17 protein-coding genes are annotated in these 20,593 nt (G+C 61.2%); 5 read left to right on the top strand and 12 right to left on the bottom strand.

What is annotated here, in order from left to right:
- Positions 1-3 precede the first annotated feature (3 nt).
- From hisC to mtnA, 5 genes are all read right to left on the bottom strand, one after another.
- Complete coding sequence (gene hisC, locus DNK59_RS26620; RefSeq protein ID WP_092312032.1) at positions 4-1,116, bottom strand: histidinol-phosphate transaminase; 1,113 nt, start codon at positions 1,114-1,116, stop codon at positions 4-6.
- A 10-nt stretch (positions 1,117-1,126) separates the two neighbouring features.
- Entirely contained in the window at positions 1,127-2,221 is a 1,095-nt protein-coding gene (pheA, locus tag DNK59_RS26615; protein ID WP_016964092.1) for a prephenate dehydratase, read from the bottom strand.
- Positions 2,221-3,306 (bottom strand): 3-phosphoserine/phosphohydroxythreonine transaminase, encoded by a 1,086-nt coding sequence (gene serC / locus DNK59_RS26610; protein ID WP_110725186.1) that lies wholly within the window; start codon positions 3,304-3,306, stop codon positions 2,221-2,223. Before serC ends, pheA begins: the two co-directional genes overlap by 1 nt.
- Before the next feature lie 64 nt (positions 3,307-3,370).
- Positions 3,371-6,040 carry a DNA gyrase subunit A gene (gyrA, locus tag DNK59_RS26605; protein ID WP_016964094.1) on the bottom strand — a complete coding sequence of 890 codons (2,670 nt, stop codon included), beginning with the start codon at positions 6,038-6,040 and terminating at the stop codon, positions 3,371-3,373.
- A 354-nt stretch (positions 6,041-6,394) separates the two neighbouring features.
- On the bottom strand, positions 6,395-7,471 hold the full coding sequence (gene mtnA, locus DNK59_RS26600; RefSeq protein WP_110725152.1) for an S-methyl-5-thioribose-1-phosphate isomerase: 1,077 nt from the start codon (positions 7,469-7,471) through the stop codon (positions 6,395-6,397).
- 108 nt (positions 7,472-7,579) lie between these two features.
- Here mtnA and DNK59_RS26595 point away from each other — a divergent pair, with 108 nt between their 5' ends.
- From DNK59_RS26595 to DNK59_RS26575, 5 genes are all read left to right on the top strand, one after another.
- The gene (locus DNK59_RS26595; protein ID WP_110725151.1) at positions 7,580-8,911 is read left to right on the top strand and encodes a TRZ/ATZ family hydrolase; all 1,332 of its coding nucleotides are present in this window, start codon (positions 7,580-7,582) and stop codon (positions 8,909-8,911) included.
- A gap of 62 nt (positions 8,912-8,973) precedes the next feature.
- The gene (ubiG, locus tag DNK59_RS26590; RefSeq protein ID WP_092312023.1) at positions 8,974-9,672 is read left to right on the top strand and encodes a bifunctional 2-polyprenyl-6-hydroxyphenol methylase/3-demethylubiquinol 3-O-methyltransferase UbiG; all 699 of its coding nucleotides are present in this window, start codon (positions 8,974-8,976) and stop codon (positions 9,670-9,672) included.
- Between the two features lie 3 nt (positions 9,673-9,675).
- Positions 9,676-10,347 (top strand): N-acetylmuramic acid 6-phosphate phosphatase MupP, encoded by a 672-nt coding sequence (gene mupP / locus DNK59_RS26585; protein ID WP_110725150.1) that lies wholly within the window; start codon positions 9,676-9,678, stop codon positions 10,345-10,347.
- 56 nt (positions 10,348-10,403) lie between these two features.
- The gene (locus DNK59_RS26580) at positions 10,404-11,144 is read left to right on the top strand and encodes a YciK family oxidoreductase (protein ID WP_092312017.1); all 741 of its coding nucleotides are present in this window, start codon (positions 10,404-10,406) and stop codon (positions 11,142-11,144) included.
- A gap of 370 nt (positions 11,145-11,514) precedes the next feature.
- Positions 11,515-12,441 carry a GGDEF domain-containing protein gene (locus tag DNK59_RS26575; protein WP_092312014.1) on the top strand — a complete coding sequence of 309 codons (927 nt, stop codon included), beginning with the start codon at positions 11,515-11,517 and terminating at the stop codon, positions 12,439-12,441.
- Between the two features lie 93 nt (positions 12,442-12,534).
- Here the strand turns inward: DNK59_RS26575 and DNK59_RS26570 are convergent, their stop codons facing one another.
- From DNK59_RS26570 to DNK59_RS26540, 7 genes are all read right to left on the bottom strand, one after another.
- A complete protein-coding gene (locus DNK59_RS26570) occupies positions 12,535-13,287 on the bottom strand; it encodes a TenA family transcriptional regulator (RefSeq protein WP_371920324.1) in 753 nt (250 codons plus the stop codon).
- Between the two features lie 77 nt (positions 13,288-13,364).
- Positions 13,365-15,824 carry an EAL domain-containing protein gene (locus DNK59_RS26565; RefSeq protein ID WP_092312011.1) on the bottom strand — a complete coding sequence of 820 codons (2,460 nt, stop codon included), beginning with the start codon at positions 15,822-15,824 and terminating at the stop codon, positions 13,365-13,367.
- Between the two features lie 207 nt (positions 15,825-16,031).
- The gene (locus tag DNK59_RS26560) at positions 16,032-17,816 is read right to left on the bottom strand and encodes an ABC transporter ATP-binding protein (RefSeq protein WP_177431309.1); all 1,785 of its coding nucleotides are present in this window, start codon (positions 17,814-17,816) and stop codon (positions 16,032-16,034) included.
- A gap of 28 nt (positions 17,817-17,844) precedes the next feature.
- The gene (locus DNK59_RS26555; protein ID WP_177431310.1) at positions 17,845-18,447 is read right to left on the bottom strand and encodes a DsbA family protein; all 603 of its coding nucleotides are present in this window, start codon (positions 18,445-18,447) and stop codon (positions 17,845-17,847) included.
- Positions 18,448-18,483: 36 nt separating this feature from the next.
- Complete coding sequence (locus tag DNK59_RS26550; RefSeq protein ID WP_110725147.1) at positions 18,484-19,425, bottom strand: rhodanese-related sulfurtransferase; 942 nt, start codon at positions 19,423-19,425, stop codon at positions 18,484-18,486.
- A gap of 166 nt (positions 19,426-19,591) precedes the next feature.
- Complete coding sequence (locus tag DNK59_RS26545) at positions 19,592-19,885, bottom strand: BolA family transcriptional regulator (protein WP_060840462.1); 294 nt, start codon at positions 19,883-19,885, stop codon at positions 19,592-19,594.
- Between the two features lie 12 nt (positions 19,886-19,897).
- Positions 19,898-20,413, bottom strand: a complete 516-nt coding sequence (locus DNK59_RS26540; protein ID WP_092311999.1) for a DUF2059 domain-containing protein — start codon at positions 20,411-20,413, stop codon at positions 19,898-19,900.
- Positions 20,414-20,593 lie beyond the last annotated feature (180 nt).

Raw genomic sequence — 20,593 nt, 5'->3', positions numbered from 1 at the left:
ACATCAACCACGAGCCAGAACCTTGGCCAAAGCCTCAAGGAAACGCGTGTTTTCCGCCGGCAAGCCGATGGTCACGCGTAAATGGTTAGGCATCCCGTAGTTGGCCACCGGACGCACAATCACCCCTTCGCGCAACAAGCCCTGAAACACGGGGGCAGCCTCGCGCCCCACATCCACGGCAATGAAATTGCCCTTGGACGCAATCCAGCTCAAGCCCAGATCACGGAAACCCGCCTCCAGTTGCTGCATGCCCGCCTCATTCAGACGGCGACTCTCAGCCAGGTAGTCAGCATCCTGCAGCGCGGCACAAGCCGCCGCCAGGGCCAGGCTGTTGACGTTGAACGGCTGGCGGACTCGGTTCAGTACATCCGCCACCACCGGGGTCGAGAGCCCATAACCGACCCGCAGGGCCGCCAGGCCGTAGGCCTTGGAGAAGGTCCGCGATACCAGCAGGTTCGGGTAGGCCGCCAGGAAGTCCAGGCCGTCCGGCAGGTCGCTGCCTTCGGCGTACTCGATATAGGCTTCGTCCAGTACCACCAGCACATGAGCCGGGACATCCTGAAGAAACTCATCCAGCTCCTCAGCACTGAACCAGGTACCGGTAGGGTTGTTCGGGTTGGCAATGAACACCACACGGGTCTGCTCATCGATGGCCTTGAGCATGGCCGGCAAGTCATGCCCCCAATGCCTGGCCGGAACCACGCGCGCGGCAGCTCCCACCGCCTGGGTCACGATGGGATAGACGGCAAAGGCGTGCTCACTGAACACCGCATTCAGTCCGGGCGCCAGATAGGCCCGCGCCACCAGCTCAAGGATGTCGTTGGAACCGTTGCCCAGAGTGACCTGCTGGATGTCCACGCCGCAGCGTTCGGCCAGCAGGGATTTGAGGGCAAAACCGTTGCCATCGGGATAACGGGTCAATTCCGCCAGCTCGTCACGAATCGCCGCCAGCGCCTTGGGGCTGGCGCCCAGCGGGTTTTCATTACTCGCCAGCTTGACGATGGTGGCCGGATCGATGTCCAGCTCACGGGCCAGTTCGTCCACGGGCTTGCCCGGAACGTAAGGCGAAAGTTGTTGCACGCCTGGTTGCGCCAGTGCGAGGAAGTCGCCACTCATTGTTAAAGCCTCAGAGAACCGCTTTCGGGTAGGAACCCAGCACCTTGAGTGCCACTGCTTCCTGACTGATCTTTTCCAGCACGTCCTTGATCAACGGATCACGGTGGTGGCCAACGAAGTCGATGAAGAACACATAGGTCCATTTGCCGCTGCGCGAGGGTCGGGTCTCGATACGCGTCAGGTCGATTCCGTTGTCGTGGAACGGCACCAGCAATTCGTGCAAGGCACCGGGCTTGTTGCTCATGGAGACAATGATCGAGGTCTTGTCGTCGCCGGTCGGCGGCACTTCCTGATTACCGATCATCAAGAAGCGCGTGGAATTGTCCGGGCGATCCTCGATCTTCTCTGCCAGGCGCGTCAGGCCATACAGCCCCGCCGCCATGTCGCCGGCGATGGCCGCCGAGTTCCATTCACCCTTGACCCGCTTGGCCGCCTCAGCGTTGCTGGAGACCGCCACACGCTCGACATTCGGATAATGGGCGTCCAGCCACTTGCGGCACTGAGCCAGCGACTGGGCGTGGGAGTAAATGCGGCTGATGCTGTCAGTCTTGGTGTTCTCGCCCACCAGCAAGTGATGGTGGATACGCAGCTCGACTTCGCCGCAGATCACCATGTCGTGCTCAAGGAAACTGTCGAGGGTGTGGTTGACCGCACCCTCGGTGGAGTTTTCCACCGGCACCACACCGAAGTTAACCGCACCGGCCGCCACTTCGCGGAACACCTCGTCGATCGCCGCCATTGGCTTGCTGATCACCGCATGACCGAAGTGCTTCATGGCCGCAGCCTGGGTGAAAGTGCCTTCAGGGCCCAGATAAGCCACCTTCAGCGGCTGCTCCAGAGCCAGGCACGAAGACATGATTTCGCGGAACAAACGCGCCATCTCTTCATTGCCCAGTGGCCCCTGGTTGCGCTCCATCACCCGCTTGAGCACCTGAGCTTCACGCTCGGGACGATAGAACACCGGCACTTCGCCTTCTGCCAGGGAAGCCATCTTCACCCGGGCAACTTCCTGGGCACACCGCGCACGCTCGCTGATCAACTCCAGGACCTTCTCGTCCAGAGCATCGATGCGCAGGCGCAGAGCCTTGAGTTCTTGCTCAGACATCAGCCATGTTCCTTCTCGAACTCTGCCATGTAAGCCACCAGCGCATTGACGGCGTTGATGTCCACGGCGTTGTAGATGGAAGCGCGCATGCCACCCACCGAGCGATGACCCTTGAGGTTGAGCAGGCCGCGGGCCTCGGCGCCAGCCAGGAACGGCTTGTCCAAGCGGTCGTCGGCCAGACGGAACGGCACGTTCATCCACGAGCGGTCGGGCTTGTTGATCGGGTTGCTGTACAGGCCGCTGGCATCGATGAAGTCATACAGGGTGCGCTGCTTGACTTCGTTGAGCTTGGCGATGGCTTCCACCCCGCCCTGCTCCTTGAGCCACTCAAATACCAGGCCGGACAGGTACCAGGCCAGGGTCGGCGGCGTGTTGTACATCGAGCCATTGTCTGCTGCGACCTTGTAGTCGAGCATGGTCGGGCACAGCGAACGGGCACGACCCAGCAGATCTTCGCGAATGATGTTCACCAGGATACCGCTGGGGCCGATGTTCTTCTGCGCACCAGCGTAGATCATGCCGAAACGGGAGATATCCACAGGGCGCGAGAGGATGTCGGAAGACATGTCGGCCACCAGGGGAATATCACCGGTTTGCGGGATCCAGCTGAATTCCAGGCCGCCGATGGTTTCGTTCGGCGCGTAATGCACGTAGGCGGCGTCTTTCGACAGCTGCCATTCGTTCTGACCTGGAATCGCAAAGTAGTCGTAAGGCTTGGCAGTGGCCGCGACATTGACCTGACCGTAGCGGGAAGCCTCTTCAATGGCTTTCTGCGACCAGATACCGGTGTCGATGTAGTCGGCCTTGCCACCTTCAGGCAGCAGGTTCAGTGGAATCTGGGCAAATTGCTGGCTGGCGCCGCCTTGCAGAAACAGCACTTTATAGTTCGAGGGGATATTCAGCAGATCACGCAGATCCTGCTCGGCCTTGGTGGCAATGGAGACGAATTCATCGCTGCGATGACTCATCTCCATGACCGAGAGGCCCTTGCCATGCCAATCCAGCAATTCGGCCTGGGCACGCAACAGGACAGCTTCAGGTAGCGCAGCGGGACCTGCGCAGAAGTTATAGGCTCGTTTGCTCACATCCACTCTCGCTATGCATTCACGGTAGCGGACAGAGCAAACACTCTGCCCTGCTACGATTTATTTAGTCTTGCGACTCTTCTTCGCCTGCGGCGTCTGCCTGTTGGCTATCGGTTGCATCATCCGGCTCGGCTACCGCATCCAGCACGGTGCCCTCGATTTCAGCGCCCTCTTCACCTTCGTACTCTTCGCCCTCGATCTCCGATGGCTCCTGCACCCGCTCCAGGCCCACCAGGGTTTCATCGTTGGCTAGCTTGATCAGGGTCACGCCCTGAGTGTTACGGCCCAGGCTCGACACTTCGTCGACACGAGTACGAACCAGGGTGCCCTGATCGGAAATCAGCATGATTTCCTCACCGTCCAGCACCTGCACCGCACCCACCAGACGACCGTTACGCTCGTTGCTGACCATGGCGATAACGCCCTGACCGCCACGCTTGTACTCAGGGAATTCACTGATGGCCGTGCGCTTGCCAAAACCACGTTCGGAAGCGGTGAGAATCTGGCTGCCTTCTTCCGGGATCAGCATGGAGATCAGCTTCTGGCCTTCGGCCAGACGCATGCCGCGCACACCACGGGCGGTACGGCCCATGGCACGCACGTCGGACTCCTTGAAGCGAGTCACCTTGCCACCGTCGGAGAACAGCATGACTTCACGCTCGCCATCAGTGATCGCGGCGCTGATCAGCACATCACCTTCGTCCAGCTCCAGGGCGATCAGACCGACGCTGCGCTGACGGCTGAAGGATTCCAGCGGAGTCTTCTTCACGGTGCCATTAGCGGTGGCCATGAAGATGTAGTGACCTTCGGTGTATTCCTCGACCGGCAGCATGGTGGTGATGTACTCGCCATCGTCCAGCGGCAGCAGGTTCACCAATGGACGGCCGCGAGCGGCGCGGGAAGCTTCGGGAATCTCGTAAGTCTTGAGCCAGTACACCTTGCCCTTGCTGGAGAACAGCAGCAACGTGGTGTGGCTGTTGGCTACCAGCAGGTGAGCGATGTAGTCCTCATCCTTGACGCCGGTAGCCGACTTGCCCTTGCCGCCACGACGCTGGGCCTGGTAGGCAGCCAGCGGCTGGGTCTTGGCATAGCCGCCGTGGGAAATGGTCACCACGCGCTCTTCTTCCGGAATCATGTCGCCTAGGGTCAGATCGAGGCGGGCATCAAGAATCTCGGTGCGACGGGCATCACCGTATTCGGCACGGATCACTTCCAGCTCTTCGCGGATCACTTCCATCAGGCGCGTGGCGCTGTTGAGGATGCGGATCAGCTCGCCGATCTGGTTGAGGATCTCCTGGTACTCGGCCAGCAGTTTTTCGTGCTCGAGGCCGGTCAGGCGGTGCAGACGCAGTTCCAGGATGGCTTGCGCCTGCTCCGGGGACAGGAAGTACTTGCCATCGCGCAGGCCGTACTGCGGATCAAGGTTTTCCGGACGACAGGAGTCGGCACCGGCGCGCTCGACCATGGTCATCACCGCGCTGGATTCCCAAGGCGTGCTGATCAGCGCTTCCTTGGCTTCCGACGGTGTTGGCGAGGCCTTGATCAGGGCAATGACCGGATCGATGTTGGACAGGGCAACGGCCTGGCCTTCAAGGATATGGCCACGCTCACGGGCCTTGCGCAGCTCGAACACGGTGCGGCGGGTCACGACTTCGCGACGGTGACGAACGAAGGCTTCCAGCAGGTCCTTGAGATTGAGGATCCGCGGACGACCGTCGATCAGCGCCACGATGTTGATGCCGAACACCGCCTGCAGCTGGGTCTGGGCGTAGAGGTTGTTGAGGATCACCTCCGGCACTTCGCCGCGACGCAGCTCGATCACGACGCGCATACCGTCCTTGTCGGACTCATCGCGCAGCTCGGTGATGCCTTCGAGTTTCTTCTCCTTCACCAGCTCGGCGATCTTCTCGATCAGGCGGGCCTTGTTCAGCTGGTAAGGCAGCTCGGTGATGACGATCTGCTGGCGGCCACCGACCTTGTCGATATCTTCGATGATCGAGCGAGCACGCATGTAGATGCGGCCACGCCCGGTGCGATAAGCCTCGATGATGCCTTCACGACCGTTGATGATCGCCGCGGTCGGGAAGTCCGGACCGGGGATGTATTGCATCAGATCGTCAACGCTCAGCTCGGGGTTGTCGATCAGCGCCAGGCAACCGTCGATGACTTCACCGAGGTTGTGCGGCGGAATATTGGTCGCCATGCCCACGGCGATACCGCTGGAACCGTTGACCAGCAGGTTGGGGATCTTGGTCGGCATGACCGCAGGGATCATCTCGGTGCCGTCGTAGTTCGGCACCCAGTCCACGGTTTCCTTGTGCAGGTCGGCCAACAGCTCGTGCGCCAGCTTGGTCATGCGCACTTCGGTGTATCGCATGGCCGCCGCGTTGTCGCCGTCGACCGAACCGAAGTTACCCTGGCCGTCTACCAAGAGGTAGCGCAGGGAGAATGGCTGGGCCATACGAACGATGGTGTCGTACACCGCGGTATCACCATGCGGGTGATACTTACCGATCACGTCACCGACAACACGGGCAGATTTCTTGTACGGCTTGTTCCAGTCGTTACCGAGCTCGCTCATCGCGTACAGCACACGCCGGTGCACGGGCTTCAAGCCATCGCGCGCATCAGGCAGTGCCCGCCCGACGATTACGCTCATCGCGTAGTCGAGGTAGGACTGTTTCAGCTCGTCTTCGATATTGACCGGGAGGATTTCTTTGGCCAGTTCGCCCATGAGAAGCCTGATTCCTTTTTCTGGTGAAACTTCGTCACATCCATATAGGACGAACGAAGCTCGCCGCTGCAGGCCTAGTGCCATGCACCGACTTACGACAAATCAACAAGTTATGCCATGGATTTGCGCAGTGAAGGCAGTCGCATCGGACCACCTTGGAAACCGCCGGATGTTATCACAATCGCCGCCACGCACCTATCCCCCAGACGCGCATGGAGCATAGTTAGTTGACCGGTGACAGCCTGATAAGAGACGAGAGAGCCTCAGAGGACAAATTCGTACGCATTTGACTGGTTTTTACTGACTGGACAGCCGCCCCGGGAAGTCGACACCGACCATTTACGCACACCACAGTCAATGCAAGCGCTTGCGACACATCAATTGCGCCATCTTGGCGGCGTCCGGACGCTCGACAACGCCCTTCTCGGTAACGATGGCATCGATCAGGTCCGCCGGGGTCACATCGAATACCGGATTGAAGACTTCCACCAAGGCGCCCAGCGGTTGCCCACCCACATCCAGCAGCTCACCGCCTTCGCGCTCCTCCAGAGGAACATCCTCGCCACTGAGCAGGGTCATATCAATGCTCGAACTGGAGGCCACCACCATGAAGCGCACGCCGTGGTGCATGGCATTGACCGCCAGTTGATAAGTGCCGATCTTGCTCGCCACATCACCATTGGCGCAGATCCGGTCAGCCCCCACGACCACCCAGGTCACCCCCTTGGTCTTCATGATGTGCGCGGCTGCAGAGTCGGTATTGACGATGCACGCCATCCCCTCCTGGGCCAGCTCCCAGGCGGTCAAGCGCGAGCCTTGCAGCCAGGGCCGCGTTTCATCGACATAGACCCGCTCCACCATGCCTTCCAGCCAGGCAGCACGGATCACCCCCAACGCAGTACCGAAACCGCCGGAGCCCAAGGCGCCGGTATTGCAGTGCGTCAACAGGACCTGGGGATTGCCCTGATGCCGGCGAATCAGCTCCACGCCCAATTGGGCCATGGTCAGATTGGCCTCCCGATCGCTTTCGTGGATTGCCAGCGCCTCGGCTTCCAGGGCCGCCAGTGGACTGGCCTGATCCTTGACCCGCCCCAGACGCTCGCGCATGCGATTCAAGGCCCAGTGCAAATGACCGCCGGTAGGGCGCGAGTCAGCCAGCAGGTTGAAGTCCTCTTCCAGGGCTGCCAACCAGTCACCGCCCGCGGCAAGGCGCGCGCCCACGGCAAGGACCACGCCATAGGCCGCGCAGATGCCAATGGCCGGGGCTCCGCGCACCACCATCGAGCGAATCGCCTCAGCCACCCCGGCCACACTGTCGTAAGCAACCCAGGCTTGCTCACGGGGCAGCTTGCGCTGATCGAGCAGATACAGGGTGCTATCTCGCCATTCAATGGCCTTGACCTTCTCCGCAGCCAACAGACGATCGCGCATCCCTCACCCCGTACTCATGAACAAAAGCGGCCGATTATAGCGATCACCCCGCCAGGACGCTCGGGTATACTTCGCCATCCTTAATATGAAGCCCCGGACCGATATTCGATGCCAAACCCTGCCGTTGCGCTCGACCTGCTGCTGTTGCCGACCTGGCTGGTACCGGTGGAGCCGGCCGGGGTCGTGCTCAAGGACCACGGACTGGGCATCCGCGACGGCCGCATCCACTTCATCGGCCCCCGCAGCGAAGCCTTGAAATGCCGCGCCAGCGAAGTCCGCGAGCTGCCCGGCATGCTGCTCAGCCCCGGCCTGATCAACGCCCATGGGCATGCGGCCATGACCCTGTTCCGCGGCCTGGCCGACGACCTGCCACTGATGACCTGGCTGGAAAAGCACATCTGGCCTGCCGAAGCCAAATGGGTGGACGAAGCCTTCGTCCGTGACGGTACCGACCTGGCCATCGCCGAACAGATCAAAGGCGGCATCACCTGTTTCTCTGACATGTACTTCTTTCCAAAGGTTGCCAGTGAGCGGGTGCACAACAGCGGCATTCGCGCACAGATCGCCATGCCGATCCTGGACTTCCCCATCCCCGGCGCCCACGACGCCGACGAAGCCATTCGTCAGGGGGTGGAACTGTTTGGCGACCTCAAGCATCACCCGCGAATCAAGATCACCTTCGGCCCCCACGCCCCGTACACCGTGGGCGACGAGAACCTGGAAAAGATTCGGGTGATCGCCGAAGAGCTCGACGCCTCGATCCACATGCACGTGCATGAAACCGCATTCGAGGTACAGCAATCCCTGGAGCAGCGCGGTGAACGGCCGCTGGCGCGCCTGGCTCGCCTCGGCCTGCTGGGACCGCGCTTCCAGGCCGTTCACATGACCCAAATCAGCGATGACGACCTGGCTTTACTGGTAGAAACCAACACCAGCGTCATTCATTGCCCGGAGTCCAACCTGAAACTGGCCAGCGGCTTCTGCCCGGTGGAGCGCCTGTGGCAGGCCGGAGTCAACGTTGCACTGGGCACCGATGGCGCGGCCAGCAACAACGATCTTGATCTGCTGGGGGAAACTCGTACTGCGGCCCTGCTGGCCAAGGCCGTGGCTGGATCGGCAACCGCCCTGGATGCCCATCGTGCCTTGCGCATGGCCACCCTCAATGGTGCCAGGGCCATGGGCCTGGAAAGCGAAGCAGGCTCCCTGGAAATCGGCAAGGCCGCAGACCTGGTGGCCTTCGACCTGTCCGGACTGGCTCAACAACCGATTTACGACCCGGTGTCGCAACTGATCTACGCCACCGGCCGAGACTGCGTGAAACACCTGTGGGTCGCGGGCAAGCAACTGCTGGACGACCGGCGCCTGACCCGCCTGGACGAACAACAACTTGGCACCGTCGCCCGCAGCTGGGGCCAGCGTATCGGCGGCCACACCCAATAACCCGGGTCTTGAGCGGACGCTCAAGACTCCACACAGCATTCATTAGCTTTGGAGCACCACCCATGAGCAACGTCGACCACGCTGAAATCGCCAAATTCGAAGCCCTGGCCCATCGCTGGTGGGACCGCGAAAGCGAATTCAAGCCCCTGCACGACATCAACCCGCTGCGGGTCAACTGGATCGATGAACGGGTAAGCCTGGCGGGCAAGAAAGTCCTCGACGTCGGCTGCGGCGGCGGCATCCTCAGCGAAGCCATGGCCCAACGTGGCGCCACCGTGACCGGCATCGACATGGGCGAGGCCCCCCTTGCCGTCGCGCAACTGCATCAGCTGGAATCCGGCGTCAACGTCGAGTACCGGCAGATCACCGCCGAAGCCCTGGCCGAGGAAATGCCCGAGCAATTCGACGTGGTCACCTGCCTGGAGATGCTCGAACACGTTCCCGATCCTTCATCGGTAATCCGTGCCTGCTTCCGCATGGTCAAGCCCGGCGGCCAGGTGTTCTTCTCTACCATCAACCGCAACCCCAAGGCTTACCTGTTCGCCATCATCGGTGCGGAATACATCATGAAGCTGCTGCCCCGCGGCACCCATGACTTCAAGAAATTCATCCGCCCCTCGGAGCTTGGCGCCTGGAGCCGCTCCGCCGGCCTGACCGTCAAGGACATCATTGGCCTGACCTACAACCCGCTGACCAAGCACTACAAGCTGGCGGCGGACGTTGACGTCAACTACATGATCCAGACCCTGCGAGAGGAGTGAGACATGGCTATCAGAGCCGTTCTTTTCGATATGGATGGCACCCTGCTCGATACTGCGCCGGACTTCATCGCAGTCTGCCAGGACATGCGCCGTGATCGCGGCTTGCCACCGATCACCGACCAGCACATTCGCGACGAAGTCTCCGGCGGCGCCAAGGCCATGGTGGCCGTGACCTTCTCCATGGATCCGGAATCCCCGGGCTTCGAAGAGCTGCGCCTGGAGTTCCTCGAGCGCTACCTCGCGCATTGCGCCGTGCACAGCCGGCTCTTCGACGGCATGGCCGAGCTGCTGGCCGATATCGAAAAAGCCAATCTGATCTGGGGCGTGGTCACCAACAAGCCGCTGCGCTTCGCCGAACCGATCATGCAGCAACTGGGGCTGGCCGAGCGCTCGGCGCTACTGATCTGCCCTGACCACGTCAAGAACAGCAAGCCCGATCCGGAGCCGCTGATCCTGGCATGCAAGATGCTCGACCTGGCCCCTTCCAGCGTCCTCTTCGTCGGCGACGACCTGCGAGACATCGAGTCCGGCCGCGACGCCGGCACCAAGACTGCCGCGGTGACCTATGGCTACATCCATCCGGACGATAACCCCCGGCACTGGGGTGCCGATGTGGTGATCAATCACCCGCTGGAACTGCGCCAGGTTCTGGATAACGCATTGTGCAGCTGCTGAGCTGCGGCATTCCCGGCTAAGCGCCGGGAGCGCACCAATTTCTGTTGAGGCCCTTTATGTTTGATTACTCCGCTCGCCCCGAACTGCTCAAGGATCGGGTCATCCTGGTCACCGGCGCCGGCCGCGGCATCGGCGCCGCCGCCGCCAAGACCTTCGCCGCTCACGGTGCCACGGTACTGCTGCTGGGCAAGACCGAAGCCAACCTGACCGAGGTCTACGACGCCATCGAAGCTGCGGGCCATCCTCAGCCCGCGGTGATCCCGTTCAACCTGGAAACCGCCCTGCCACACCAATACGACGAATTGGCGGCGATGATCGAGAGCGAGTTCGGCCATCTCGACGGCCTGTTGCACAACGCCTCGATCATTGGCCCGCGCACACCGCTGGAGCAGTTGTCGGGGGAAAACTTCATGCGGGTGATGCAAGTCAACGTCAACGCGATGTTCATGCTCACCAGCACCCTGCTGCCCTTGCTCAAGCTGTCCCAGGATGCCTCGGTGGTCTTCACCTCCAGCAGTGTTGGACGCAAGGGGCGGGCCTATTGGGGGGCTTACGGCGTGTCCAAGTTTGCCACTGAGGGCCTGATGCAAACCCTGGCCGATGAGCTGGATACCGTGGCCCCGGTTCGCGCCAACAGCATCAACCCAGGTGCCACCCGCACCAGCATGCGGGCCCAGGCCTATCCTGGGGAAAACCCGAGCAACAACCCGACACCGGAAGAGATCATGCCGGTCTACCTGTACCTGATGGGCCCTGACAGTGCCGGGATCAACGGCCAAGCTTTCGACGCGCAGTAACCCCCCTCCGTTCGTCGCGCCAGAATACTGGCGCGATGCCTACCCCCCCTCCCGGTTCTCGGGGAATCTGAAGCCAAACAAGTGTCACTTGAGGCGACATACCGCCTCAACGAATCACCAACCATTTGAATTGAAACGGTTTTTATTCAGATGAACCGAATGGCACGAGTTTCGCTCTAAGAACACTCAACGCACAGTGCATCAACACTGTGACAACCGGCTTGCGCCAAGGTCTTTATAGCCAATGGCGAGCGGCATAAAATGCGCGCAATTGTCCTACGGGACTGAAGGAACAGTATGACGCGCAGCTCCGAGCCGCTCTCACCCAGGCAGTAACAGCGTACACAGTGCTCAGGGGGCTCAAGCTCAAATGAAAACACCTTCCCAGACCAACGCAATTGACTTCGACAGCGCCAAATTGCAACGCCTGGGTTTTGGCCAACAGACGCCTCCGGTCAAGCACCCCATCAGCCTCGGACAATTGCGCCAGCAACTGAGCCTGCAACTGCAGACCAGCCTTGAGCCGCAACGCATCCTTGGCCTGTTCTTTCGCGAAGCGCAGCGCCTGGTCCCCCTTGATGCCCTTCGCTATGAGCACGCCCCCAGCGATCTGCGCCTGGAGTTCGGCCAGCGCGGGCACCACTCCATCAGCTACAGCCTGAGTCATGAAGGCGAACCCATGGGCGAGCTGGTGTTCCGGCGCAACCAGCGCTTCAGCGATAGCGAACAGGGCAGCCTGGAGTCGTTGCTGTCCACCCTGCTATACCCCATGCGCAACGCACTGCTGTATCGCGCCGCAACCCGCAGTGCACTGCGCGATCCGCTGACCGACACCGGCAACCGCATCGCCATGGACCAGACCCTGCAACGGGAAATCGAAATGGCTCGTCGTCACCAGCTTCCATTGTCATTACTGATGCTGGATATCGATCACTTCAAGCGGATCAACGACAGCTACGGCCACAGTACCGGCGACGAAGTACTCAAGGCCGTGGCGGCCTCGATCAAGGCACAGCTGCGCAATGTGGACATGGTATTTCGCTTTGGTGGGGAGGAGTTCCTGATCCTACTTTCCAACACCGGGCGCGAGGCCGCGGCAATGGTGGGGGAACGGCTACGAAATGCCGCGCAAGCACAGGAGTATCGAGCCGATGGCCATTCAATCGAGCTGACGGTGAGCCTGGGCTGCTCGACCCTGCTGCCGGGAGAATCCGCCGAGAGCCTGTTGCGTCGCGCCGACAGCGCGCTGTACGTGGCCAAGCGCGAAGGTCGCAATCGCCTGGCGATGGCCGGCTAGACGCCAGACCAGACTTTACAAGCAGTGGCGGGCAACGCCATCGTCACAAGCGTATCGCGCCTGCGACCATTGGCCTGCCCGCGTCCCCCTGCCTTATCCTTCAACCAGTGCGAGACGCTCGCGGGTTACCGCGGTCTTTTCCTGCTGCATGCAACGTTCCAGAAACAGGAACATGTAGTCATAGCTTTTGCAGATCGCCTGCCGCAGCTCGGCTTGCAGAGCCTTGCTCGGATTCAGGCCCGCCAGGGTGACAATGATCTCCAACGCTTCCCAGGGATGAGCGTCATCGTACTGGGCATGCATTTTCAGCCACTTCATGGCGCGCTTGCGCTCCTCTTCCGGGAACGCGGCGGCGTAGACACCGCTGGAGCAAACCAGGGCCGACCATTCACCAGTCGCTCCTTCGATGGCGTAGTTGGTGGCCGCAATAGCCACGATCAGCGAATCCGCCGAACTGGTGTGCCAGCACCAGTGACTCAAGGCGTGCAGCTCCGGTGGCACGTGCTGGGCCTGCAAGTCTTCCAGGGTCACGCCGTGGGCCCGACTCCAGTGCACCCAGTAATCGGCGTGATTGAGTTCGACACGAATGTTGCGCATCAGCCAGCGGCGCGCCATATCCTCGCCGGGATGGCGGGCAAAACGAGTCTTGGTCAGGTTCTGCGCCATGTACAGGGCAAACTGCTCAACCACCGGCCAGCCACCGATCAGGTACTGGCGCATGATTTTGGCGCTGAGCTTGTTGTCGCGCATGCGCTGGTACAGCTCATGCTCCACCACGCGGCGCTTGCTCTCGCTGCAGTCCTGGATCAATTGCTGGGTCCAGGCGGGGTAGCTGGCAGCTTCCATGAGCGGGCCGGTTCGGTTGAATGTGTCGATCACTGTCGGACTCCTTTTGATTGTGATGTACGGACCCAAAAGAGGTTTCAACGGAAAGTGCCGGGCGCCTTGAACAACAAGGGCCGTGGTCGCACGGGTCGACACTGCAGGCTGTCACAGGTAAACAATTGCGGGCGTTCAACAATGTAGCCTTGAGCATAATCCACGCCGATCTCGAGCAAGGCCTGCTCGATCTGCGGTGTTTCAACAAACTCGGCAATCGTGCGCTTACCCATGACATGCCCGATGTGGTTGATCACTTCGACCATGGCGCGGTTAATCGGGTCGTCCAGCATATCCTTTACGAAACTTCCATCGATCTTGAGGAAGTCTACAGGCAAATGTTTGAGATAAGCGAACGACGACATTCCCGCACAAAAGTCGTCCAGGGAAAAATGACAGCCCAAGCCCTTGAGTTCATTTATAAAACGGATCGCACTGCCCAGATTGGCAATCGCACTGGTTTCAGTAATTTCAAAGCAGATCATCTTCGGCGGTACGCCATAGACAATGAACTGCTCCCTCAGGAAGTCGAGAAACTCGTCGTCGCCAATGGTGATCCCCGACAAATTGATCGCGCACATGGCCATGGGCCCTTCACGCCCCTCGGCGATGCACTGGGCAATGACCTTGAACACGTTCTGCACCACCCAACGATCCAGAGAGGTCATCAGGCCATAGCGCTCTGCAGCCGGAATAAAGCTGTCCGGCAGGATCATCCTGCCGGCCTCGTCGTGCAGGCGCAGGAGAATCTCGACATGCCCACCTTCACGCTCGGTGTGACCCAAGGCCGTGATCTCCTGGGAATAGAGGCAGAAGCGGTTTTCCTCGAGGGCCATGTGCAGGCGCTGGACCCAGGCCATCTCGCCGAATCGCAGGGAAAGCTCCGAATCGTCGGCATGGTAGACCTGGACCCGATTGCGCCCTTTTTCCTTGGCCATGTAGCAGGCCATGTCCGCCGCCCGCAATGACGCCTCAAGGGTGGTGGGGGTCTGGACGATGTGCACCAGACCGATACTCACCGTGGTGACGAACGGCCGGCCCTTCCAGACAAAGTGCAGATTCTGCACCGTCTGACGCAGCCCTTCGGCAATCTTTTCCGCCGCCTCCGGAGAGCAGTTTTCCAGGAGAATCCCGAACTCGTCGCCCCCCAGCCGCGCCAGGGTGTCACCTTCCCGTAACCCCGACTGCAACAGCGCACAAATATGCCGTAGCAACTCGTCTCCGGCGGCATGACCACAGGTGTCGTTGACCAGCTTGAACTGGTCCAGGTCCAGGAACATCAACGCATGCCGGGCCGGCTGACGGATCAGGCTGTGCAAGGCCTGCTCCAGACGGAACTCGAACTCGCGGCGATTGGCCAGCCCGGTCAGGGCGTCGTGGGTCGCCTGCCAGGACAGATTGGCGATGTATTGCCGCTCCTGGGTCATGTCGTGCAGCACCAGCACCGCACCGCTGACCTTGCCGACATTACGGATCGGCGCACCCACCAGGGTCACCGAGACCGTGCTGCCATCCAGACGCTGGATCAGCTTGGAATGTTCGCTGCCACCACCGAGCTGACCACTGAGGATGTGCTCGATCAGGGTGAACCCTTCCGTCTGGGCATTCTCATCCAGCAGATTGAACAGGGCGGCCAGGGGCAACCCCACCGCCTGCTCGGCCTTCCAGCGGGTCAACTCTTCCGCGGCCGGGTTCATATAGGCAATGGCCCCCTCGACATCCGTGGTGATCACCCCATCGCCAATGGACTGCAGGGTAATCTGCGCGCGCTCCTTCTCCAGTTGCAAGGCGTCGGCAAAGGCATGGCGCTGGGCCAACAGCTTGTGGGTGCGCAGCAAAGCCAGGGCAATCAGGATCAACGCCGTGGCCAGGTTGGTCACCAGCAACAGGCGCAAGATTACCCGCGAGCCCTCTCCCAGAGCGTCGCTGAAGGCCTTGGCCGCCGGCGTGACCCCATCGTTGATGGCAAAGATCTGACTTTTCCAACGTTGCACGTCGGCTTCAGTGGCGCTGTTGCTGCCGATCCCCCGATGCATCTCTCGGGCCACCGTATCAAGCTGCAGCAGGTAGCCGTCGCCCACGGTCCACAAATCGATGGCCTTTTCCAGATAGCTGAAATGGCGGAAGTTGAGATACAGCCAGATCAGACTGGGGACGTCATCCGGATGGTTGCCACCCTTGAGAATTCCCAGCCGCGCCGCCTCCAGATCCGGTGGCTGGCGATCCAGGGCCACCCGCAGCTCATGCCCGCCCTGAGGTACGGCTATGGCGTTCTGGTATTTGAGAAAGGTGCCTTCGTCACGGCTGTCGGCGTACAGATTGAGGTAGTAGATGGCGTCCTTCTGACCTTTGGACCACAGGCTTTCGCCGGCCACGTAACCACGCACTGCCGACAGGACATAGAGGCTCAGGCCGCCCAACAAGGCTTGGAACAACACCACGGCGATAAAGGGCCAGACGATGCCCAACAACCGCGGCGTTGCGAAAGTCCGCTTTTGCTTCATGAGGGTCCTTACTCGCGCACTGCCAAATGAACACCCAGTGGTCCCGCCCCAGCCAGCACAGATTAGGCTAATTTCCTCAGATCCGACGCAGGGCGAGCAGCAAGGGAATCTGACCGGCAGGAGGAAATGGCCGCTGCCTCACGCTGAAACGGTTATTCCACCAGGAAATTCAAGCACTAAGCACAGAAAGCCGGATAAAACTCAAGACTATCGAACCTGCTGCAGATGCCCGTAAAGCTTGGCATAAAGACCGCCATCGGCAATAAGCTGCTGATGGTCGCCATCTTCGGCAATCTGCCCGCCATCGAACACTAAAACCCGGTCCGCCTGTTTTACCGCCGACAGGCGATGAGCAATGATCAGCGTAGTCCGCCCACGCAGAAAGCGCGTCAAGGCCTGATGCAGGTTGTACTCGGTGGCGGCATCCAGGGCCGAGGTGGCCTCATCCAGGATCACCACCTTGGGCTCGGCCAGGACCATCCGTGCAATGGCCAGGCGCTGACGCTGGCCACCGGACAAACGCACCCCGGAACGCCCGACCACGCTGTCCAGACCCTGCGGCAGGGCCCTGACGGTGGTGTCCAACTGGGCAATTTCCAGAGCCTGCCAGCAGGCGCTGTCACTGCGCTCGCGGCCCATGGTCAGGTTGGCGCGGATGGTGTCGTTGAACAGCGCAGGATGCTGCAACACCACGGCAACGTTATCGCGCACGGTTTCCAGGCCGATTTCCTGCTGGGTCGCACCACCAAAACGGATGACTCCGGTCTGCGGCGTGTACAACCCCAGCAGCAGTTGCACCAGGGTACTCTTGCCACCACCACTGGCGCCGACGATCGCCACCTTTTCACCCGGCGCAATGGACAGGTTCAGGTTGTCCAGCACCCGTTCATCGCCGTAGCCGAAGCTCAGGCCGCGAACCTCGATACCCACGGTTTCGCAGCCCAGGAACGGATCCGCACCGCCGCTGTACTGCGGCTCGTCGGCCCGCGCCAACAACTCGTTGATCCGGCTCAGGGCCCCACCGGCGGCGTAATAGGCGTATTGCAGGTTCAGCAGTTGCTCCACCGGGCCGATCATGAACCACAGGTAGCTGAACACCGCCAGCATCTGGCCGATGGACAGGTCGGAGAACAGCACCGTGAGCATCGCGGCGGCACGGAAGATATCGATGCCGAACTGAAACAGCAGGCCGCTGGCCCGGCCCGAGGCATCGCTCTTCCACTGCGAGGCCACGGCATAATCGCGCACCTCTTCGGCCCGCCGCCCCAGGCGACCGAGAAAGTAGCCCTGACGGTTGCCGGCTCGAACTTCCTGAATCGCCTCCAGCGTCTCGGTCAGAGCCTGGGTGAACCGCGAGGTGCTGTCGTTTTCCAGTTTTTTTAGGTGCTTGACCCGCTTGCCCAGTTGCACCGTGGCAAAGATCACCAGCGGGTTGAACAGCAGGATCAGCAGCGCCAGCTTCCAGTGCATCCACATCAGGATGCCGGCCGTGCCCACCAGGGTCAGCATGGCCACCAGGAACCGGCTCAGGGTTTCCCCGACGAACTTGTCAACGGTGTCCAGGTCGGTGACCAGGTGGGTAGTCACCGTGCCGCCCCCCAGGCTTTCGTACTCCCCCAGGGAAATACGCTTGAGCCGCTCGATCAGGCGCACCCGGATGCAGTAGACGATGTCCTTGGCCAAACCGGCAAACAACCGCGCCTGGACCACGTTGAACACCAGGGCGGAGCAACGCAGGATCAGGGTCGCCAGCAGCATCAGGCCGATATAGCCCGCCGCGCTCTGCCACCCCTGAGGCAGGAACCGGTTCATTACCTGCAGCGCCGCATCGCCATGACCCAGCAGCACTTCGTCCACCAGCAATGGCAGCAACAGCGGGATCGGCACACTGCACAGCGTGGCCAGCACGGCCACGCCATTGGCGATCCACAGCGACTTCCGATGGTGCAGCGCCAGACGGCGGATTTCACCCCAGCTCAAACGATCAACGATTTTGCCGGGGACGCTGGATTCGACCGGCTCAGGCACAGGCGGCGCGCTCCAGCCAACGGCCGAGCAACGGCGACAACTCGCTCAGTGGCTGATAGCCATTGGTCAGCAGCGCCAACTGGCCATTGCGCTCCGCCAGCAAGGTAGGAAATCCGGCGATCCCCAGGTCCTGGACCCAAGTGAAGTCCGCCGCCGTGGCCGCGTGCTGCTCGGCCCGGTCGAAGGCTTCGGCGAACTCGATCCGCGGAACCCCGGCCTGCTCCGCCAGCTCGACCAGCACACTGGCCAGGGTTACATCACGGCCTTCGACATAGAACGCCCGCTGGATCAGCCCCAGTAGTTTCCAGGCACAGTCCGGGGCCAGGCTCCGGGCGGTGACGATCGCCCGACAAGCCGGCTCGGTGTCATAGACAAAGCCATCGGGCAAGGCGCCATCGAAGGTGAACGGCTGGCCTGTAGCCTGCTGCACCGCCTGCCAGTGCTCAAGAATGTAGCGCCGGGTATTGGGCTCCAGCGCCGAGCCGCTACCGGTGCGCAAGCCGCCCACCACCAGATGCAGCTCGACACCGGCGGCCTGGGCCTGCTCTGCCAGGGCCTGGGCCACGGGCGCAAAACCCCAGCACCATGAACACATCGGGTCCATCACATAGAGCAGGCGGGCAGACATGGCTCAAGCCTCGGAGGAAGATTGCTTGTAGTTGTAACCGATCGGGTGCGGCATGTTGCGTGCCTTGGCCAATTCGATCTGCTTCTGCCGGTCGATGGCGCTGCGGCGGGTCTTCTCGCTCAGCTTGTCCCAGCAATGCGGGCAGCTGATACCGGGCACATAGTGCTCGGAAGCCCGATCCTCGACGCTCACCGGAGTGCGACAGGCATGACATTGATCGTAGTCGCCTTCGCTCAGGTCGTGGCGAACGGTGACCCGGTTATCGAACACGAAGCAGTCGCCCTGCCACTTGCTCTCCTGCTGCGGCACCTCTTCGAGGTACTTGAGGATCCCGCCCTTGAGGTGGAACACCTCGTCGAAGCCCTCGCTGAGCATGTAGCTCGAAGCCTTCTCGCAGCGAATGCCGCCGGTGCAGAACATTGCCACCTTCTTGTGCTTGCTCGGGTCGAAGTTGGCTTTGATGTAGTCCGGAAACTCGCGGAAGCTGGTGGTCTTGGGGTCGATGGCGCCTTCGAAGGTGCCGATGGACACTTCGTAGTCGTTACGGGTATCGATCAGCAGCACTTCCGGATCGCTGATCAGGGCGTTCCAGTCCTGGGGCTCGACATAGGTCCCGACTTTCTTGTTGGGGTCGACGCCGGGCACGCCCAGGGTGACGATCTCTTTCTTGAGCTTGACCTTGGTACGGTAGAACGGCTGCTCGTCGCAATACGACTCTTTGTGATCGATATCGACCATGCGCGGATCGTTCTTCAGCCAGGCCAGCAGCCCGTCGATGCCTTCGCGGCTGCCGGAAACCGTGCCGTTGATGCCTTCCTCGGCGATCAGCAGGGTGCCCTTGATGCCGTTATCGAGCATGGCCTGCAGCAGGGGCTCGCGCAGGCTGACGTAATCTTCGAGGGTGACGAACTTGTACAGTGCCGCCACGACAATGGGTTGTGTCATGGGAAATCTCTCCAGGTGGCTACCCTCGTAAAGGGTGAACCGGATGCAAAAAAAAACGCGCCGGCTTGAGCGGCGCGTTGCGAATTCTATCAGAAAGACAGCCTCAAGCTCCAAGCGGCAAGCCGCACCTGAGTGACCTCAGACCTGCGGCGAGACGCACCGGCTCCTATCGACCACCGGCACAGGTCGGCGAGGCGGGAGCCACGCCGATCTTCGACCACTCCTCGGGGGTGTAGGTGTGCAGCGCCAACGCATGGAACTGGCCCATCAGCTCACCGAGGGTGGCGTAGACCTTCTGGTGACGCTTGACGCTGTTGAGGCCGGCGAACTGCTCGCTGACCAGTACCGCCTTGAAGTGGGTTTCCAGGCCACGGCTGTGCATGTGGCTTTCATCCAGCACTTGCAGGTGCTCGGGCTGCAGGGCCGCGAGCGCCGCTTCGATACGTTGTTGCATGGTCATTGCGGGCTCCGCTTACTTCTTCTTCGCCGGGGCCGCCTTGGGCTCGAGCTCGGCGGTCATGTCGGCCAGCAGTTTGTTCACCACCGGCACCGCGCTTTCCAGCTTGGCCTGGGTCATCTGCGCCGATTGCTGGGTCAGCTGGGGCATTTTTTCCAGGACTTTCTTGCCCAGTGGCGACTGGTAGAACGCTACCAGATCCTTGAGCTCGGATTCGCTGAAGTTGCTGGTGTAGAGCTTGACCATGTCCGGTTTCAGCTTGTTCCAGCCGATGGCCTGATCCAGCGCGGCGTTGGCCTTGGCCTGGTAGGTTTCCAGCAGGGCGCGTTTGGATTCCGGTGCTTTGGTCTGTTCAAAACGCTGGGCGAACATTTGCTGGACTTGCATGTACACCGGCGTACCGAGCTTGTCCGCATGGGCCAGGGTCAGGAAGGCCTCGGCACTGGCGTTGTGGCTGGCGGTATCGGCAAGAACCTGGCCGCTGGCACACACCAGAACAACCGCGGTACAGATGGCACGAAGACGGGTCATCGAGTTTCCTTTATCTAGCAGGCGAGGTAGAACCCCAAGGGCGCCCATTCTGCGCCTATTGATCCGCGTCCCTCAACCCCAGGCCTCGGCGCCCCCGGTTTTGCCCGGGCAACGGACACAAAACCTCCTCGCACGGAACCCGGGCCACGGATCAGGGCCTAAACTGGCCAGTCAGACTTG

Source organism: Pseudomonas sp. TKO26, assembly GCF_003225665.1.
GTDB classification, from domain to species: domain Bacteria; phylum Pseudomonadota; class Gammaproteobacteria; order Pseudomonadales; family Pseudomonadaceae; genus Aquipseudomonas; species Aquipseudomonas saponiphila.
Note: the sequence above shows the minus strand (reverse complement) of the source record. Positions and strands in the feature narration are given on the sequence as shown.

Bases quoted from the DNA above. Each gene is read 5' to 3' on its own strand.
- mtnA (WP_110725152.1), bottom strand. From the start codon at position 7,471: ATGCGCGATCGTCTGTTGGCTGCGGAGAAGGTCAAGGCCATTGAATGG.
- mupP (WP_110725150.1), top strand. From the start codon at position 9,676: ATGGCTATCAGAGCCGTTCTTTTCGATATGGATGGCACCCTGCTCGAT.
- DNK59_RS26550 (WP_110725147.1), bottom strand. From the start codon at position 19,425: ATGACACAACCCATTGTCGTGGCGGCACTGTACAAGTTCGTCACCCTC.
- DNK59_RS26595 (WP_110725151.1), top strand. From the start codon at position 7,580: ATGCCAAACCCTGCCGTTGCGCTCGACCTGCTGCTGTTGCCGACCTGG.
- DNK59_RS26570 (WP_371920324.1), bottom strand. From the start codon at position 13,287: ATGGAAGCTGCCAGCTACCCCGCCTGGACCCAGCAATTGATCCAGGAC.
- pheA (WP_016964092.1), bottom strand. From the start codon at position 2,221: ATGTCTGAGCAAGAACTCAAGGCTCTGCGCCTGCGCATCGATGCTCTG.
- DNK59_RS26540 (WP_092311999.1), bottom strand. From the start codon at position 20,413: ATGACCCGTCTTCGTGCCATCTGTACCGCGGTTGTTCTGGTGTGTGCC.
- DNK59_RS26575 (WP_092312014.1), top strand. From the start codon at position 11,515: ATGAAAACACCTTCCCAGACCAACGCAATTGACTTCGACAGCGCCAAA.
- DNK59_RS26555 (WP_177431310.1), bottom strand. From the start codon at position 18,447: ATGTGTTCATGGTGCTGGGGTTTTGCGCCCGTGGCCCAGGCCCTGGCA.
- DNK59_RS26580 (WP_092312017.1), top strand. From the start codon at position 10,404: ATGTTTGATTACTCCGCTCGCCCCGAACTGCTCAAGGATCGGGTCATC.
- DNK59_RS26565 (WP_092312011.1), bottom strand. From the start codon at position 15,824: ATGAAGCAAAAGCGGACTTTCGCAACGCCGCGGTTGTTGGGCATCGTC.
- DNK59_RS26545 (WP_060840462.1), bottom strand. From the start codon at position 19,885: ATGACCATGCAACAACGTATCGAAGCGGCGCTCGCGGCCCTGCAGCCC.
- hisC (WP_092312032.1), bottom strand. From the start codon at position 1,116: ATGAGTGGCGACTTCCTCGCACTGGCGCAACCAGGCGTGCAACAACTT.
- gyrA (WP_016964094.1), bottom strand. From the start codon at position 6,040: ATGGGCGAACTGGCCAAAGAAATCCTCCCGGTCAATATCGAAGACGAG.
- ubiG (WP_092312023.1), top strand. From the start codon at position 8,974: ATGAGCAACGTCGACCACGCTGAAATCGCCAAATTCGAAGCCCTGGCC.